The organism is Amycolatopsis antarctica (assembly GCF_002262875.1).
Lineage (GTDB): Bacteria > Actinomycetota > Actinomycetes > Mycobacteriales > Pseudonocardiaceae > Amycolatopsis > Amycolatopsis antarctica.
This window is the reverse complement of record NZ_NKYE01000006.1, coordinates 300,234-316,716: the sequence shown is the minus strand read 5'-3', so window position 1 is coordinate 316,716 and position 16,483 is coordinate 300,234. Positions and strand designations below refer to the sequence as shown.

Sequence of the window (16,483 nt, the reverse complement as noted above, 5' to 3'; positions counted from 1 at the left end):
CGAGCCGGACGTGATGCGCGAGAGCGAGGAGGACGTCGTGGACGAGGTCGCCCGGTACCTGGACGACGTGCTGCGCCGGGCGCCGATGTCGCCGGAGGGGTACGAGCCGGACTGGGCGGACCACCCGTGGCAGTACAAGGTGTACGAGCACGCCGACCGGCTCGCCCTGCCTCCTCCCGCGGCTGGGGCCGGGTCACTGGACGGTGTGCTGTTCGGTGACGCGCCCGCCGGCCATGGGCAGTGGAGTGCCGGGCTCATGTCGAGCCTGCTGCTGTACTCGTACGGCCTGATCGGGCGGCGCACGCGCATCACCGGAAATCCCCAGCAGGAGGGACAGATTCCGTACCCGGGCGCGGTGTGGGCCCGGGGCAGTGCCGCGGGCGGCGGGCTGTACCCCTGCGAGATCTACTGGGTGCCCGGTGCCGGCGATCGGGGGTTACCGGGGATCTACCACTACTCGGCGCCCCACCACGCGATGAACCGGATCGCGCTGGGCGAGGCCGCGACCCGGGTGCGGGAGGCCCTCGGGGACATCACCGGCCCCGCGGCCCCGTCCGGAGAGGACGCGGGCGGCGGCTACCTGCTCGTGACCGTCAAGCTGTGGAAGAACTCGTTCAAGTACGCGGACTTCGCCTACCACTGTGTCACGATGGATGTCGGCTGCCTGCTGGCCACCTGGCACGCGATCGCGCGGTCCGGCGGTGTCTCGCTGGCACCGCGGATGTGGTTCGCGGAGGCGGCGCTCGACCGCCTGCTGAACGTGGATCCGTTGGCGGAGAGCGTGTTCGCGGTTGTTCCGCTGCCTGGCGCCCCGCCCGCCCCGCACGAGCCGCCGCCCGCCGCGGCCGCACCGCCGGTACGAGTGTCCGAAGTGGAACGTTCCGCACGGGTGACCCGCTGGCCGAGGGTGGAACGGGTGCACCACGCCGCGTTCGTCGAGGAGCGTGCGCCGCGGGCGCGGGCCCTCGACCCGGCAGCTCTACCGGACGGCGCGGGCGACGGCGTCCGTGCCCTGCCCGCGGCCGAACACGGCCGCCTCGGTGCCGCCCCGGCCGAGGTACTGCGGAACAGGAAGTCCAGCTTCGGCAGGTTCAGCGCGAACCCGCCGCTGCCCGCCGTCGATCTCGCCACCCTGCTCGCGGCGACCGCCAGGCATCCCATCGTGCACCCGGAGCTGCGGTCCCCGGGGGTCCGCACGACCAGGGTGGTCGCCCTCGTCCAGCACGTGGACGCGGTGCCGCGGGGCGTGTACGACTACGCCCCGGAGGAGCACGGGCTGCGAGCCGTGGCCGGGTGCGAGGACGTGTCCGGATTGCAGCAGTACTACGCCCTCTCCAACTACAACCTCGAACAGGCCGCCGCGCTGGTGGCGATCGTGGCCCGCCCGCACCGGTTCCTCGGCGTGGCGGGAGCCCGCGGGTACCGGCTGCTCAACGCCGAGGTCGGCGCGATCGCGCAGAACCTCTATCTGACCGCGGCGGCGCTCGGTGTCGGCTGCGGTGCCGTGCTCGGATTCGACAACGCGGCGCTGGCACCGCGGCTCGGACTGTCCGGAACGGACCAGTGGCCGATGCTGCTGCTCATGGTGGGCGGGGAACGCGAGGGCGAGGCCGACCTGGCCAGTGCACTGTCCATTGTGGAGCCCGCTGCGGCGGTGGAGGACTGATGCCGGACAACGCGCCGTCCCACCTGTTCACGCCCTCGCCGTACTTCCTGGTCCGGGTGGCGGGACTGTCCGTTCAGGACGTGGCAGGGCTGCACGCGCCCCGGTCGGCCGCGACCCTGGACCGGCTGCTCGACTTGGAGGAACGACTGCGGACGGACGCGGCGGAGGTGACGGTCGCCCTCGGTGCCGCGGTCGCGGCCACCGGCGACCCGGCTGCGCGACGGCGGCTGCTGGCCCTGCGCCGCGACGTGCACAACCTGCGCCCGCTCGCGGAGAACGCCGCGGACGTCGCACCCGCCGGTGCCGGGGACCTGCTGCACGCCTGGCTCTCGGTGTACCGCGCCTACCGGGATGGTCTGGAGGAGGCGGCCACCACCGTGCGGGAGGAGCTGCGTGGCGCGCGGCTGCGGCTGCGCGAACTCGGCCGGGATTCCCGTCTGCGCCAAGGCATCCAGCTCGGTGCTCCGCTGCTCGACAGTGAACTTCCCCGATATCTCGACGCGCCCGGGTCCGGGCCGCTGCCGAAACGGTTGCGGGGTGTGGAGCGCTCGCTGGTCAACTACGCGTTCCGCTCGGCGTTCAAGACCAGCCCGTTCAGCAGCTTCACCGGAGTCTGTCTCGGCCGCGTGGCCGAGGACGGCCCCCTGCTCGACCTGAACTCCGACGCCGGCGCGTTCCGGAACAACGTGAGGGTCAACTTCGCGGCTCTCGGGCCGGTGGTCGACGCGCTGGCGCTGTCGGAGGACGTCCGCCGGGTGCTCCCGGTGCGGCTGACTTCCGGCCGCCGGCACGAGGACGACCGGATCCGGTACGTCCGGAGGCAGTACGGCTACAACCCCGACCCCACGGCACCGACCGCCGGCCTGCTCGAGGAGGTCGACTTCTCGGTGCCACGAGGCCAGGTCGTCGACGAGATCGTCGGCCTCCTCGGCGACGGCCCTGATCTGCGCGTCGAGGAGCTGGTGACCAGACTGCACGAGCGGGACCCGGACGGGCGGCCCCGGGATCGCCTGCACGCCTACGTCGGCAAGCTGCTCGACCTCGGCCTGCTCGTCTCGCCGTACCTGAGGATGGACCCGCGCGCCGCCGATCCGGCGGCGGACTTCGGCCGTCGCCTCGCGGAATTGCCCTCGGCGCCGGCCGTCGCCGCCGCCGGACGGGTCGGGCGCATGGCCGCCTGCGCCGAGCGGTACGCCTCGGCGGGACCTGCGCGCCGGGCGGAGCTCGCGGCCGAGGCCGGTGCACAGGTGATCGAGGCGCAGCGCGAGCTGGGCAGGCCGGAGGCGGACGGCCCGCGCACGGTGTTCTACGAGGACAGCGTCTCCGAACGGGTCGCCACCGTGCACCGCGGACAGTGGGAATCCGCTCTGCTGCCACAGCTCGAACGCCTCGCCGCCGTGCTGCCCGCGTTCGACCCGCTGGTCGTGGACCGCGTCCTGGCCAAGGAGTACTTCCTCGAACGGCAGGGCCACGGCGGGCGGTGCGCCGACATCGCCGGGTTCGCCCACGAGTTCCAGCGACGGAGCTCGGGCAGGCTGACGGCCTACGACCGGCGCGAGGCCGGCGACACCGGTGACCGGGCCGCCGGCTCGCCGGTCGGCGCTGAGCTGGCCGCTCTGCGCCGCGCCCGGGACGTGCTGGCGGAGGAACTGGGTGCGCGCGGCCGGGATCTGCCCGAGGGGGCCGCCGAGCTGTGCCTGGACGACGAACTGCTCGAACGGGTGCGTGCCCCGCTGGCCGAGGTGACCCCGGAGGTGCTGCCCGCGGCGTTCTTCCTGCAGCTCGCCCGGCGGGACCGCGACCCCGTCGCCGCGCTCAACTTCGCCTACACCGGGCTGGGTATGCCGATCGGCAGGTTCGGCTATCCGCTCGAGCACGCGACCGGACTGCCGGTCGCGGCCACCCTGCGGGACCACGCGGGCCGCACCCGGCCGGATTCGGCGGTCTACGCGGAGCTCACCGGCGGCTACGACGCGTCGAACCTGGGCTGGCACGCACCGCTCACGCCGTACGAGATCGTCGGTCCAGCGGAGATCTGTTTCCGCCCGCCGCAGGAACGACTGCCGGTGGACGACCTGGTCCTGGCGCACGACCCGGACTCCGGCGAGCTGACGCTGCGCTCGGTCCGCCTCGGCGTGCGCGTCATCCCGGTGTACCTCGGCTCGCTGATGCCCGTGGCGCTGCCCGAGATACAGCGCACGCTGCTGGCGCTGTCCTGCACGGTGATGCCGAACCTGAACTTCGGCGAGTGGGTGGCGGGCCGCCGGATCGACGGCGTGGAGGAGCACCCCCGTATCCGCTATCGCGACCTGGTCCTGCGGCGGCGGCAGTGGTCGGTGACCCCGGAGTCCCTGCCCCGCGTGGAGCACGCCCGGGAGTCGGCCGGTTGGCTGCTCGGCTGGCGACGCTGGTGGCGCGACCGCCGGTTGCCCGCACACCTGTTCTGCACCGTGCCGGGCCGGGCGGGTGGCACGCGGCCACGGGTCGCCGGGAAACCCCGCTACGTCAGCCCGGACAGCGCGATGTCCATGCTCGCCTTCGAGCACGACGCGCGTTCCGCGACCGGGCCGATCCGGCTGACCGAGATGGTCCCCGGCCCGGACGAGGCGTGGCCCGGCCGCAACGGGGAGGGCCACACCAGCGAACTGTGTATCGAGATCACCGGCGTGCGAAAGGGAAGACCATGACGCCCACGACTCCGCTGAGCGGCGATCGCGTCGACCCCGGCGCATTGCTGCCCGGCGACTGGCTCTCCGCGCACATCTACTACGCCTACGACCGCACGCCGTTGCTCACCCGGTGCGTCGGTCCGCTGATCGCCCGGCTGCGCGAGGAGGAACTGATCTCCGGTCACTTCTTCGTCCGGCACTGGCTGGAGGGTTCGCACCTGCGACTGCGGCTGCGTCCCGAGGACGGGCGGGCCGGCGAGGTACGGCAGCTCCTGGAAGCGGAGGTGACCGGCTTCCTCGACCGGGAGCCCTCGGTCTACGACCCCGGCCGCGACCTGAGCCAGGAGCAGTACCGGGAACGGTTCCTGCTGGAGTTCTCGGCCGAGCAGTGGGCACGGCGTTACGGCGAGGACGGCCGGATGCCGCAGCACGAGTACAACACGCTCGGCTACTTCGAGTACGCGCCCGAGGTGGGGCGTTACGGCGGGGCCAGAGGCCTTGAGCTCGCGGAGCGGCACGCCGAGCACTCCAGCGACCTCGCCTTCGACGTGCTGGCGGCGGAGAACGTGCACGTCCGCAGTGTGCTGCTCGGGCTCGGCAGCCAGGTCATGCTGGCCACGGCCTACGCGTTCATGGGCGACCACCAGCGCACCGCCGGTTTCTTCGGGGAGTACCTGGCGTCCTGGGAGGGCATGTTCGGCACCGAGTACGAGCGGTACGAGCGTGCCTACCAGCAGATGGCCGAGAGCCTGCGGGCCAGGGTGCGGACGATCCACGGTGCGGTCGCCGAGGGTGGCGCCGGTGCGGGCCCCGCGTTCGTTCCCGGGTGGGCGTCGCGGTGTGCGGACCTGCGGAAGGATCTGGCCGACGCGGCCGATCGGGGGCTGCTGGACAGCCCGGAGACCGGAGACCCGGTGCCGGGTTCCTCCGGTGCGAGCTGGGAGCGTGCGCTGTCGTACCTCGCCCGGAGCCACCTGCACATGACGAACAACCGGCTGGGCATCTCGGTGTCGGCCGAGAACTACCTCAGCTTCGTGCTGCGGCGGGCGATCACGGATTGCTTCCTGACGTGAGCCCCTACTCGGTCCTGGTACCGCAGTGGCCGCTTCGGCCGAACCAGGTGCTGCCCTACGCGGCGCTCGCTGAGCGGACCGGTGGGCGGCTCTGGCTGGGACAGACCCCGGTCGGCGATCCGTACCAGGCGTTCGTGTTCGCCTCCGCCAGCGGTTTCCGCACGCCGGTGGGCACCGGCGTCTCGGTGATGCCCTACCGGCATCCCTACGACGCCGCCCTGCAGGCGCAGTCGGCCGCCGTCCTGCTCGGGCACCCCGTGGTGGCGGGTTTCGGCCCGGGGCCCGCCGATGTTCAGCGCGCCGTTCTCGGGGCCGCGTATCGGAGCCCGCTGACGGCGGTACGCGAGTACCTGACGATCGTGCGGCGGTTGACCGAGACGGGGGAGTGCGAGTTCGACGGCGAGTACTTCCACTGCCGTGCGGTGCTTCCCTCGGTCGTGCGCCCACCGGTCGAACTCGGACTCGGTGTTCTCCGGCCGCGGATGGCACGGCTGGCGGGGGAGGTGGCGGACGTGGCCATCACCTGGCTCGCCCCCGCCTCGTACATCGGCGAGGTACTGCTGCCGGAGTTGCGTGCGGGCGCCGCCGCTGCGGACCGCCCGGCCCCCCGGGTCGTGGCGATGGTGCCGGTCGCCCTGACGGCGGAATCGCGCGATCCGCTCGACCTCGCGCTGGCGTCCAGCCGCGTGCATCTCGGACTTCCGCACTACGCGGGTATGTTGCGGGAGGCGGGAATCGACCCGGACCTCGACGATCCGCGACGGGCGGCGTCCGCGCTTATGGATGGCGGGGCGTTTCTGAGCGGGGACAGCACGGAAGTAATCGACCGGTTAACGGAATTCACCGAAGCGGGAGTTGATGAAATCGTGCTGAATTCGACTGGCGTGTGCCTGAGCGAAGGGCATGTGGCAGCACTCGCCGACCTGAAGAATCTCCTCGGACGTCTTGTCCTATAAGGAAAATACTGGTAGTCGGGGCGCGGCGACGACACATGGTAATGATGATCCGGTGACGAAACGCATTCAGGTGAAACACGCTGTGACGAATCGCAGGCCATGTCGCTATTGGCAGCGGGAAGGAACGTTCGCGCGGGCTTCACCGTTGTTGCGGGACATTGACACTGTTACCGGGTCACGATACCGTTATGAAACAGATCGACCTTAAATCGATTGGAGATTGTGCATGCTATCCGACGAGCTGGGGGCATTGGAAGCGGAGGCTTTCGAGGTCATCGACATCGAAGAACCCGCTCGGATGCTGGCCGGTACCACGGTCACCAGTCCTTCGACCTGCGCTGTTCCGACAGGTGGTTCGAACACCGAGAATCGCTGACGAACACGATGAACTGATGTGCTGAAAAGCCGCCGGAGCGCTCGAGGAGAGCGCCCCGGCGGCTTTTTCGCGTCGGCGGGGAAGTCGGCGGGCGGCGTACTGCCCGCCGGGGGCGAACGGGGGCGACATGTTCGACGTAGTGGTCGTGGGGGCCCGCTGTGGCGGTGCCCCGGCCGCCATGCTGCTGGCCCGAGCCGGTCACCGGGTGCTCCTGCTGGACCGTTCGCGTGCTCTCGGCGACACCTTGTCCACGCTGTACATCCAGCCGGCGGGCGTCCGCCTGCTGGATCAGTGGGGCCTGCTCGGTGAACTCGCCGCCACGGGTTGCCCGCCGATCACCCACCGTACGTTCGGCATCGGCGAGGTCACGCTGGCCGGCGCGGCCGAGACGGCCTACGCCCCGCGACGGCGGATCCTGGACCAGGCGCTGGCCGGTGCGGCCGTCGGCGCGGGTGCGGAGTTCCGGCCGGGCTGGGCGGTGCGTGACGTGCTCCGCGACGGTGATCGCGTCACCGGCGTGCGCTGCCGGACGCCGGACGGTGACCGGGACGTACGGGCGCGGCTGGTCGTCGGCGCGGACGGGGTGCGGTCCAGGGTGGCGCGGGCCACCGGTGCCAGAACCCAGGTCGAGCACCCGGTTCTGACCTGCGCTTACTACACGTACTGGAGCGGTGTTCCGGCGCAGTTCGAGACCTACAGCGGGCCGGGCCGGGCGGTCGGCTGCTTCCCGACCCACGCGGACCAGACGCTGGTCGTCACCTATTTCCCGCACGAGGCGTTCGCGAGGGTGCGGGAGGACCCCATGGAGGCGTACCTCGCGAACGTGCGCGCCACGGCGCCGGACCTGTTCCGGCGCATGTGCGCGGGCAGGCAGCGGGACCGCCTCTACGGCACCGGATGGCAGCCCAACTACCTTCGGCGGGCCGCGGGCCCGGGGTGGGCGCTGGTCGGCGATGCTGGTCACCACAAGGACTCGATCACCGCACAGGGCATCACCGACGCCTTCCATCAGGCCCGGATCCTGGCCGGATGCGTGGGCCGTGACGTGTCCGACGAGGACGGCCTGGACGCGGCGCTGGACGGGTACGCGGCCGCCCGGGACGCGCTGGCCGAGCGGAACTTCCCGACGACCCTGCACCTCGCGTCCCTCGAGGTGCCCGAGGATCTGGACCGGTTGCGTGCCCTGGCCGCGGACCCGGCCGCGACCGCGCAGGTACTCGCCGCGTTCGGCGGAAGTTATCCGGACGATGTCGCCGACCTCGTCCCGGCGTCCACCCTCGCGGGCTGAGTACCGGCGGACACGCACGGGCGGACTCGGCCGTGCGAGTGGACGGGGCCGCCGATCCGTGACAGCACAACGGATCGACGGCCCGGTTTCGGGGAGGAACCGCGCGCTGCCGGCGGAAGCGGCGTGCGGATCGTCTGTCCACGAGTATCGGCCCGGCCCGAACCCCTTGCTACGGCCGAAGGTCTGGTTCCGTCCGCGTGGTGACGCCGTTCGCCGCGCCGAGCCACTCCGTTCGGGTCAGCGCGTACTCCACCTCGCCGAACTCGGTGCCCGCGATGGGGTCGTCGAACTCCACGTGGAAGGTACGGGCGTGCCGCATCCCCGCCTTCTCCATCACCCGGCGGGAGGCCAGATTGACGGCCATCGTGGTCCCGAAGATCCGGCGTACGGCGGGGTCGGCGAATCCGTAGTCGATCAGCGCCCTGGCGCCCTCCGTGGCGAAACCCCGCCCCCCAGGCCGTACTTCGCAGCCGGTAGCCGAGTTCGGGTTCCTCCGCGCGGCCGCCGCCGGGCGGGTGCAGGGCGAACCAGCCGAGCGCGGCGCCGGTCGTCCGTTCCAGCGCGGCCCAGGTGCCGAACCGCGAGCCGGTCTCGTACCCGCGCAGGATCGCGGGCAGGATCCGCTGTTCGACCACCTCACGTGGGGTCGGCGCACCGCCGGTCAGGTACCGCATCACGGTGGGATCGCCGTCCAGCGCGACCAGATCGTCCACATCGGACTCGGTGAACCGGCGGAGCAGCAGCCTGAGGGTCGTCAGGAACACGTCCATCGTCCCATCGTGCCGGGGCCGCCGGTCCGCGCCAACCGGATTCGGCGCGGCGGTGGAGAGCCTGCGCGCGGACATCCGCCGGCACGCCGCGCGGTGGGCCGGACGCGCGAGGTGACCGGGCGCCGCGACGACGCGACCGACGCACCTCGTCGGTCACTCGACGGGGTTACCGGAGCGCGTGAGCGGGTACCCGGTGAGGCGTGAACACCAGCCTCAGGGCGATGGAGAACCACAGCCAGCGTCTCACCCGCAACGTCAGCGAGCTGCTGGCCGAGCTGCGAGTGGCGCAGGCGGCCGTGCAGATCCTGTTCGGCTTCCTGTTGTCCGTCGCCTTCACCGACACCTTCCGGGACGCCTCGGCGTTCGAGAAGTCGCTGCACCTGGTCGCCGTCCTGCTCACGGTGGCGGCGACCGCGCTGCTGACCGCGCCGGTGGTGTGGCACCGCATCCTCTTCCGTACCGGGAGGCGGGACGACATCCTGCGCGCGGGCAACACCTCCGTGCTGGCCGGCGTGGTGTGCCTGGCCGCCGCGGTCACCACCACGGTCGCGCTGATCGGCAAAGTCGTCTTCGGACCGGTCGCCATGATCGCCACCGCGCTGCTGCCCGCCGTGCTGTTCGGCGTCCTGTGGTTCTGGCTGCCGCACCGGCTGCGCACCGAGCAGGTACACCTCGGCCCCGGGGATCCGGCCGAGGAGCCGGCAGGCGGCGCTGCCCGGCCGTATCGCCCGGACGCGGGGGAGGGGCCGGACGGGTCCGCTGGTGCACCCTGAACCGGTGTGCGGTCAGGACGGGATGTCCGCGGGATTCCAGCCCAGCGCGCCGTCGAGGCTCTGCTCCACGATCGGCGACATCGTCGTCATGTAGGTCGCGTTGATGTGGTTGTCGTCCAGGTACACCAGGACGTTGCCGATGGTCGGCGGGCAGAGATCGACCTCGCAGTAGTAGTCGCTGAAGTCCAGGAACGACACGTTCTGCGGCACGTCCGCGGCGAACAGGTACGGCGGCTCGGGTTCCAGCACCTCGGACCTCGGCGTCGCGCACTCCGGGGCCGCCGCCCCGTTGAGTTCCACGCAGATCGAGGGTGCGAAGTCGTAGCGCGGATTGTCCCGCACGGCGACGATGGGGATCCCGGCCTCGTCGACCTTGCGCCACTGGTTCACGTACCCGGGTGGGGTGTACTCGGTGACACCCGGTTTCGCGTCCCTGGTGGCGATCGAGAGCACCGCGTCCGGCCGCAGGTCGACGATCTCGTCCACCACCGAGGCGTTCCAGTCCATGCACGGCTGGTCTCCCGGCACGGTCTCCGACTCGGTGGAGAAGGGGCAGCCGCCGCGCAGCATCGAGATGATCTGCCAGTTGCGGCTCTCCGCGATCGGTTTGAGGGCACCGATGAGCTGCTGTGCGTGCGAGTCACCGGCGACCACGATGCGACGGGTCGGCTGTTCGGCGTATTGGGTGGCGCAGATGACGAGTTCCTCGCTGCGCTCGGCCGTGAAGCAGTCCTCCTCGTCGATGGTCGCGTAGTCGTCGGTCACCGACAGGAACGAGGGGACGAGGTCGGCCTGTGCGGAACCGCGGTACTCGAAGCCGGGGGAGCGGGCGAGGGCACCGGGGTGGTCGTCGTTGCCGACGGCCGCCGCGGACGAGTCGGAGCGCGCGAGGCTGACCGCCTGCCATCCCCCGGCCAGCAGCAGCACCGGAGCCATGGCCAGTGCGGCGAACCGGTAGGAGCCCCAGCGGTTGGCGACACCGATCCTGGAGTCGCGCACCGGCTGCTCGATCAGGTGGTACGTGATCGCGGCGAGCACCCCGGACAGGCCCACGATGAACAGGCCGCCGAGCAGCCCGACCTCGCTGCGCTCCCGTGCGACGAGGTAGAACACCAGGACCGGCCAGTGCCACAGGTACAGGGCGTAGCTGAGGTTGCCGAGATACTCCAGTGGCGCCGAACTGAGCAGCCGGTCGGCGCCGAAACGGCTCCCGGTCGCCCCCGCCATGATCACGAACACCGCGGACAGGGTGGGCCACAACGCGAGGTAGCCGGGAAACATGGTGCCCACCTGGAGCACCAGGCCGCAGGAGACGAGCCCGACGACACCGAGCCAGCCCAGCACGATCCGTGCCGTCCTGGGCAGCACGAGGGTGTCGACGGCGAGCGCGACCAGGCCGCCGAGGGCGAACTCCCAGACGCGGGTCAGCGAGTGGAAGTAGGCGAAGGGCTGGTCGATGATGGTGAGCACGATCGAGTACGCCAGTGAGCCGGCGAACGCGGCGCCGAGCACCACGGCCACACCGCGGCGCAGGTCGCGGCGGAACCGGTGGGCCACCAGCGCCACGGCCGCGATCAGCAGTGGCCACACGATGTAGAACTGGCCCTGGATGGACAGTGACCAGAAGTGCTGAACGACGCTGGCGGAGTCGTGCTGGGTGAAGTAGTCCACGGAGTCGGCGGCGAGGCGCCAGTTCTCCACGTACAGCGCCGAGGCGACGATCTCCTTGATCGTCTGGAACCAGCGGTTCTCCGGGAGCAGCAGCGTGCTCGCCGCGGCCGTCACCAGCAGGACCGTGAGCGCCGCGGGGAACAGGCGCTTGATCATCCGGCCCCACATCGGGCGGAACCGGATCCCGCCGCGGGCGCTCGCCCTGACGAGCTGGCCGGTGATCAGGAACCCGGAGACGAGGAAGAACACGTCGACTCCGCCGGAGATGCGGCCGAGCCAGACGTGGTAGGCGACCACGAGCAGAGCGGCGAGCGCCCGCAGTCCCTGAAGTTCCGGCCGGTACTTGCGCGGCTCCGGGGTGTTCACCGGGCCGGTGGCGGCGAAGCGGCCGACGGCCGAGTCCGAGGTGGGCTTGGCCATCGGGCGTTCCTCCAGGGCGCGGTCCACGTTCACTGAGACGAGCGAGTTACACAATCTCATCTCGCCGGAATCGGCAGCCCGCCAGTAGGTACTACCGGCCCGGACCCCAGGTCAGGCGCTTCCGAAGTGGGAATCATACCGGACGCATGTGCGTACGGTTAATCGTCCACATCGCGTATAACGACATATACGCTTTGGCTCTGTTCAGCGGCTCAGCGCGGTGGCGGCGCCCCCATTCGGCCCTCGGCGGCCACACCGGAACCGCCAAGGACGTGAACACCCCGGAATGACCGCGCGGGTGACGGTGTTGTGCCTGGCGATGACCGATCCCGATCCGGCGACCGCCCGCGGACTGCTCGACCAGGCCCGCGTGGAAACGCTGCGCCGGATCGACGCGATGACGGCGCGGGTGGCGGACATCGTCGAGGGCGCGGTCTGGGAATCCGGCGACGACGAGCACGACCCCGAGGGAGCCACCATCGCCTTCGAGCGCGCGCAGGCGCAGTCTCTGCTCGCGGCCGCCCGTGAGGACCTGGTCAGTCTGGACCGGGCGTACGCGCGGCTGGAGGCGGGCACCTACGGCAGCTGTTCGCTCTGCGGCCGCACATTGTCAGCCGGGAGGCTGGAGGCGCTGCCGACCGCGGACAGGTGCGTTCGTTGTGCCGACCGGGGACGCCGGTAGCGCGCGGGTCAGCGCGGCGGATGGGAGGCGGGCACCGCGATCGCCGCCAGAACGAAACCGTCGCGTACCAGCCAGCGACCGTCGAAGGCGTGGAACACGCGGTCGCCGGACACGCCGGGTTCGACCAGGATGCGGGCGTGGAACGCGCCACTCGCGCCACTCGCGCCACTCGCGCCCCCCGCCCCGGCACCGGCGTCGACATCGACGCCGATCTCGGCGTCCTCGAAGCCGAGCCACCGGAGCGTCAGCGGGAACCAGGTCTTGTAGACGGCTTCCTTCGCACAGAACAGCAGCCGGTCCCAGTGCACGTCCGGCGACTCGGCCCGGCTGGCCGCGATCCAGGCGCGCTCGGCCGGGAGCGAGACGGTGTCGAGCACGCCCTCGGGCAGTGGGCCGTGTGGTTCCGCGTCGATTCCGAGGCTGACGATGTCGGAGGTGCGGGCGAGCGCCGCGGCTCGGTAACCGGCGGTGTGGGTCATGCTGCCCGCGATGCCGTCCGGCCAGATCGGTGCCCGCCGCTCACCGGGCAGGATCGGGGCCGCGGGGACGCCGAGTGCGGCCATCGCCTGGCGCGCGCAGTGCCGCACCGTGGTGAACTCCCGCTTGCGCTTGTCGACGGCCCTGGTCAGCAGGGCGCTCTCTTCCGGGAACAGCGTCGCCCCTGCCGGATCCACGGTGGTCTCCACCGCCGCCACCGTGGCCGGAAGCAGTTCCCCGATCATGCGCGCTTTCCCCTGTTCACAAGGAAAAACCTAGCATGCTGTGGGTCCCGGGCAGGCCGGGCGCGGGCACATCGTGGCGGCGGTGTGCCCGCGTCGGCGGTGCCCCGGGCGCAGGCTCCGCCCGGGGTGGAGTCACCCTGCCGTTCGGACCGCGGCGCTCAGCGCCGGATCGGTGGACGAGGTGGTCCACGGCCCCGGTGCCTCGAACCCGGGTTCCTCGACGGTGAACCCGATCGTCTCCACCGTGTCGAAGCCGACGTCGACCGCGAGGTCGGTGATCGGCGCCGTGGTGCAGAGCTGGAACGTCAGCGTCGCGGAGGTCTTGCCGTCCAGGAACCGGCTCACGTCGATGGGCCCCTGCCCGGACTCGCCGTTCATCCAGGTGTACTCCCAGAGGTCGCCCACATCGTGGCGGTACGCCTCGAACCCGTCGACGAGGACCCGTTTGACGAGTTTTCCGGACGCCGCCTCGGATTTCGCGTACTGGTCGTAGTCCCAGAAGGACAGTTCGTACCGCGGTGCGGCCGGATCGGCCCGGACGGTCTGCGTCGCCGAGGCGCACCGTCCGGCGTCGACCGCGGTGCGCTCGGGGACCGAGATGCTCAGCCGTCCGTCGCCGTACATCGCCCGGTTGTCCGTGCGGTACCCGTCCGTCGGCGGCTCGGGTGGCATCGGTCCGCCGATGTACGGCAGGCCGCGCATCGACACCGCCACCGCCTCGCGGATGCGGGCGGGCCGGTCCGGTGCGTAGAGGTCGATCGAGGGCAGCAGACGATCGTTGTTCGCGGTGATCCGCCAGTCCGTCTCGTGTTCGAAGCCACCGTTGCGGATCGAGAAACCCTCGGCACGGACGTCGTCGAACCCGATGTCCAGCGGGAAGTCGGTGGCCCCCTGGCGCTCCAGCACACGCAGGGCGATGGTGGCCGAGTGCGTGCCGCGCAGCGCGTCGGTCAGATCCACCGACCGTTGCGCATAACTGTGCCCGCCGGCGTCGGCCACGTCCGACTCCCAGGCCACCTCCCCGTTCACCAGAACCTGCTTGACGTGGGTACCGGAGTTGCCGAGATTGCCGTAGTACCAGTCGAAATCAGCGAACGACAGTACGTGCTTGCGAGCGCGGGGATCGACGGCCACCCGTTGCTCCGCCTGGGCATACTGACCGGGTTCGGTGGTGACGAACGGTGACAGCGAGACGTTGAACCGGCCGATGCCATGGGCGGCCCGGTTGTCCGCGGTGATGCTCGGCCGGTCGGCCATCGGCAGCCCGTAGGCGTCGATTCCCAGGATCCGTTTGTTCCGCACGTAGGGCAGTGCGTTGTGGATCGTCTGCGCCACATAGGTTTCCGTCGGTGGCAGCGAGGCATCGAGGAAGCGGCCGGTGTAGAGCAGCAGCAGCACCCCGAGACCGCGTGGTTCGGTGTGCCGCAGGATCTCCTCCACATTGGCCCGGACCGCGTCCGGGTCCTGGGTGTTGCCGCTGCGGCCGAGGTACGGATAAACGATCCCGTCGATGTAGGGCGCGAACCGTTCGTAGAACTCGGGATTGGTGGCCTCAGGGAAGTAGGCGGTCGTGTAGAACCCGAGCCTGCGGTTCACCGCGTCCTGACTGTCGACGATCTGCTGCATGTAGTCCTGGGTGAACAGGTCGCCGTTGGCGCCGATGATGAAGTCGTCGATCGCCCAGGCGACGATGTTGGGGTACTGCAGGGACAGCGCGGCGATCTCCCGTGCCCAGGTGACGAAGTCGAGCTTGTACGGCCGGGAACAGCGTCCGCTTTCGTGCGGTATCGGGCTGTCCAGGCACTCCGACGGCGGAACCACGTACACCCAGATCCGGATGCCCGCCGCGGCCGCGGCCGGTGCGAACTCGGTACGCAGGTCGTCCCAGTCGGTGGGGGAGTCCCAGATGCCGTAGACGTAGGTGTTCAGGCCCAGCGCCTTCAGTTTTCCCACCAGCGCGGGGGTGTCGATGTGCCGGTAGCCGTCCGCACGGGGTTCGTTCTCACGGACGTCGGCGTAGACGGTGTTGCCGCCGGTCATCGCCGCCTTGATCCCGTCCTGGGGTGATACGGCGTCCTGGATCTCCTGTGCCGGCGCGTCTTTCGCCCGTGCGGGCGCCGGTGGGGGTGGTTCGGGTTGCGCGGCTGCGATCGGTGCGCCCGCCGTGAGTGCGGCGAGGACACAGGATGTGATGAACGTGGTGACCGAAGCTCTCCAGTAGCGACCTCGCATAGTATTCTCCGTATATCGAAGATGAGTACGAGTACCTGAAGAATCAAATGATCCCCTCGACGGTCGCTCACGGGATAGGCCCGAAGCGGTGACACCGCCGTCACCCTGCTCTGCCCTGCGTCGGACCGGGCCCGTCCGTCACCGCCGATCGGGCGGCGGCCTTGCCGTGACCGGGTGCCGCGTGGGATAACCCGTCAGGCCGGGAGCGATCCGGCCGGACCACTGAGGTGACGCACGATGACCGCTCGAACGGCCGCACAGCGACCCGCGCCGAAAACCGCCGTGCCCGAGCCGGAGAAGCCGGCCTCACCCTCGGTGGACCGCGCTCTCACGGTGCTGGAGACCCTGGTCGGGGCCGAGGAGGGGCTCACTCTCACCGCGCTCGCCAAGGCGACCTCCATCCCGCTGGCGACCTGCGCCTCGATCGTCTACACGCTGGAACAGCGCGGCTACGCGACTCGCAGGGTGGTGGGGCGCAGTCATTTCTGGCGTCCCACGCTGCGGCTGTACGATCTGGCGGCTCCGCTGATCCGCCGCGAGGACCTGTCCGAGGTGGCACAGCCGCAGTTGCGAGAGCTGGCGGACGCGCTGCGGATGCCCGCGCACGTCGGGGTGCTCGACGGTGCCTCGGTGGTCTACGTGGCGAAGGCCGCCACTCCAGGGTTCATCCAGTTCGACACCTACCCGGGCAAGGTGTCGCCGTTCAACCTCACCGCGCTGGGCAAGGCGATCGCCGCGTATCTCCCGGACGCCGAACTCGAACCGCTGCTGGACCACCTGGTGCAGGGCACCGGGCCCAAGGCGCGCAAGGCGACCGCACGCGGCGTGCGCACCCAGCTCGCCAAGGTCCGCCAGCTCGGGTACGCGGTGGAGGACGAGGAGGAGACGGCCGAGATCGCGTGCGTCGCCGCGGCGTTCTTCGACTCCGAGGGTGCCGTCGCGGGCTCGATCGGCGTGACCGGATTCGCCAGGGAACTCGGCGGCCGGAAGCTGGTGTCGGCGACGGAACTGGTTGTGCGGCAAGCAAAGGAGATCTCCGCGAAGCTCGGCTTCTAGCGGATCGATCACGCCCGGTCACATCCTTGCGCCACCGAGGTGACAGGTCTAGCTTCTTCGGTTTGAAGAAGTTATTTTCGAAATAACGATCGATGAGGTGTGAATCGATCGCGTCACCTGCCGTTGGCG

13 protein-coding genes and 1 pseudogene are annotated in these 16,483 nt (G+C 70.6%); 9 read left to right on the top strand and 5 right to left on the bottom strand.

Going from position 1 to position 16,483, the window contains the following annotated elements:
• Nucleotides 1-13 precede the first annotated feature (13 nt).
• The 6 genes from CFN78_RS12600 (at nt 14) to CFN78_RS12580 (ending at nt 8,028) form a co-directional block, all read left to right on the top strand.
• On the top strand, nt 14-1,666 hold the full coding sequence (locus tag CFN78_RS12600; protein WP_094862910.1) for a nitroreductase family protein: 1,653 nt from the start codon (nt 14-16) through the stop codon (nt 1,664-1,666).
• The gene (locus tag CFN78_RS12595; protein WP_094862909.1) at nt 1,666-4,353 is read left to right on the top strand and encodes a lantibiotic dehydratase; all 2,688 of its coding nucleotides are present in this window, start codon (nt 1,666-1,668) and stop codon (nt 4,351-4,353) included. Before CFN78_RS12600 ends, CFN78_RS12595 begins: the two co-directional genes overlap by 1 nt.
• Nucleotides 4,350-5,408, top strand: a complete 1,059-nt coding sequence (locus tag CFN78_RS12590; RefSeq protein ID WP_094862908.1) for a lantibiotic dehydratase C-terminal domain-containing protein — start codon at nt 4,350-4,352, stop codon at nt 5,406-5,408. The genes CFN78_RS12595 and CFN78_RS12590 overlap by 4 nt, the downstream gene beginning before the upstream one ends.
• Nucleotides 5,405-6,364, top strand: coding sequence for an LLM class flavin-dependent oxidoreductase (locus tag CFN78_RS12585; RefSeq protein ID WP_094862907.1), 960 nt, complete (start codon nt 5,405-5,407; stop codon nt 6,362-6,364). The genes CFN78_RS12590 and CFN78_RS12585 overlap by 4 nt, the downstream gene beginning before the upstream one ends.
• 226 nt (nt 6,365-6,590) lie before the next feature.
• Complete coding sequence (locus CFN78_RS29125) at nt 6,591-6,740, top strand: hypothetical protein (protein ID WP_165777536.1); 150 nt, start codon at nt 6,591-6,593, stop codon at nt 6,738-6,740.
• A gap of 127 nt (nt 6,741-6,867) precedes the next feature.
• A complete protein-coding gene (locus CFN78_RS12580) occupies nt 6,868-8,028 on the top strand; it encodes an NAD(P)/FAD-dependent oxidoreductase (RefSeq protein ID WP_094862906.1) in 1,161 nt (386 codons plus the stop codon).
• A 169-nt stretch (nt 8,029-8,197) separates the two neighbouring features.
• Here the strand turns inward: CFN78_RS12580 and CFN78_RS30210 are convergent, their stop codons facing one another.
• Together CFN78_RS30210 and CFN78_RS30205 are read right to left on the bottom strand one after the other, a co-directional pair.
• A complete protein-coding gene (locus CFN78_RS30210; protein ID WP_338065529.1) occupies nt 8,198-8,392 on the bottom strand; it encodes a GNAT family N-acetyltransferase in 195 nt (64 codons plus the stop codon).
• Nucleotides 8,393-8,540: 148 nt separating this feature from the next.
• A pseudogene (locus CFN78_RS30205) lies at nt 8,541-8,798 on the bottom strand (GNAT family N-acetyltransferase); the annotation flags it as partial.
• Nucleotides 8,799-9,019: 221 nt separating this feature from the next.
• Here CFN78_RS30205 and CFN78_RS12570 point away from each other — a divergent pair.
• On the top strand, nt 9,020-9,571 hold the full coding sequence (locus CFN78_RS12570; protein WP_240519428.1) for a DUF6328 family protein: 552 nt from the start codon (nt 9,020-9,022) through the stop codon (nt 9,569-9,571).
• 12 nt (nt 9,572-9,583) lie between these two features.
• Here the strand turns inward: CFN78_RS12570 and CFN78_RS12565 are convergent, their stop codons facing one another.
• Nucleotides 9,584-11,662 (bottom strand): acyltransferase family protein, encoded by a 2,079-nt coding sequence (locus CFN78_RS12565; protein ID WP_094862999.1) that lies wholly within the window; start codon nt 11,660-11,662, stop codon nt 9,584-9,586.
• 286 nt (nt 11,663-11,948) lie between these two features.
• On the opposite strand from CFN78_RS12565, the gene CFN78_RS12560 reads away from it, so the two are divergent.
• The gene (locus CFN78_RS12560) at nt 11,949-12,344 is read left to right on the top strand and encodes a TraR/DksA family transcriptional regulator (RefSeq protein WP_240519420.1); all 396 of its coding nucleotides are present in this window, start codon (nt 11,949-11,951) and stop codon (nt 12,342-12,344) included.
• An 8-nt stretch (nt 12,345-12,352) separates the two neighbouring features.
• Here the strand turns inward: CFN78_RS12560 and CFN78_RS12555 are convergent, their stop codons facing one another.
• Both CFN78_RS12555 and CFN78_RS12550 read right to left on the bottom strand, forming a co-directional pair.
• Nucleotides 12,353-13,066: a 4'-phosphopantetheinyl transferase family protein gene (locus CFN78_RS12555; protein WP_094862905.1), complete on the bottom strand. Its 714-nt coding sequence runs from the start codon at nt 13,064-13,066 to the stop codon at nt 12,353-12,355.
• 132 nt (nt 13,067-13,198) lie between these two features.
• A complete protein-coding gene (locus CFN78_RS12550) occupies nt 13,199-15,298 on the bottom strand; it encodes a hypothetical protein (protein ID WP_133116334.1) in 2,100 nt (699 codons plus the stop codon).
• 237 nt (nt 15,299-15,535) lie between these two features.
• On the opposite strand from CFN78_RS12550, the gene CFN78_RS12545 reads away from it, so the two are divergent.
• Entirely contained in the window at nt 15,536-16,354 is an 819-nt protein-coding gene (locus tag CFN78_RS12545) for an IclR family transcriptional regulator (protein ID WP_094862903.1), read from the top strand.
• The last annotated feature ends 129 nt before the right edge of the window (nt 16,355-16,483 follow it).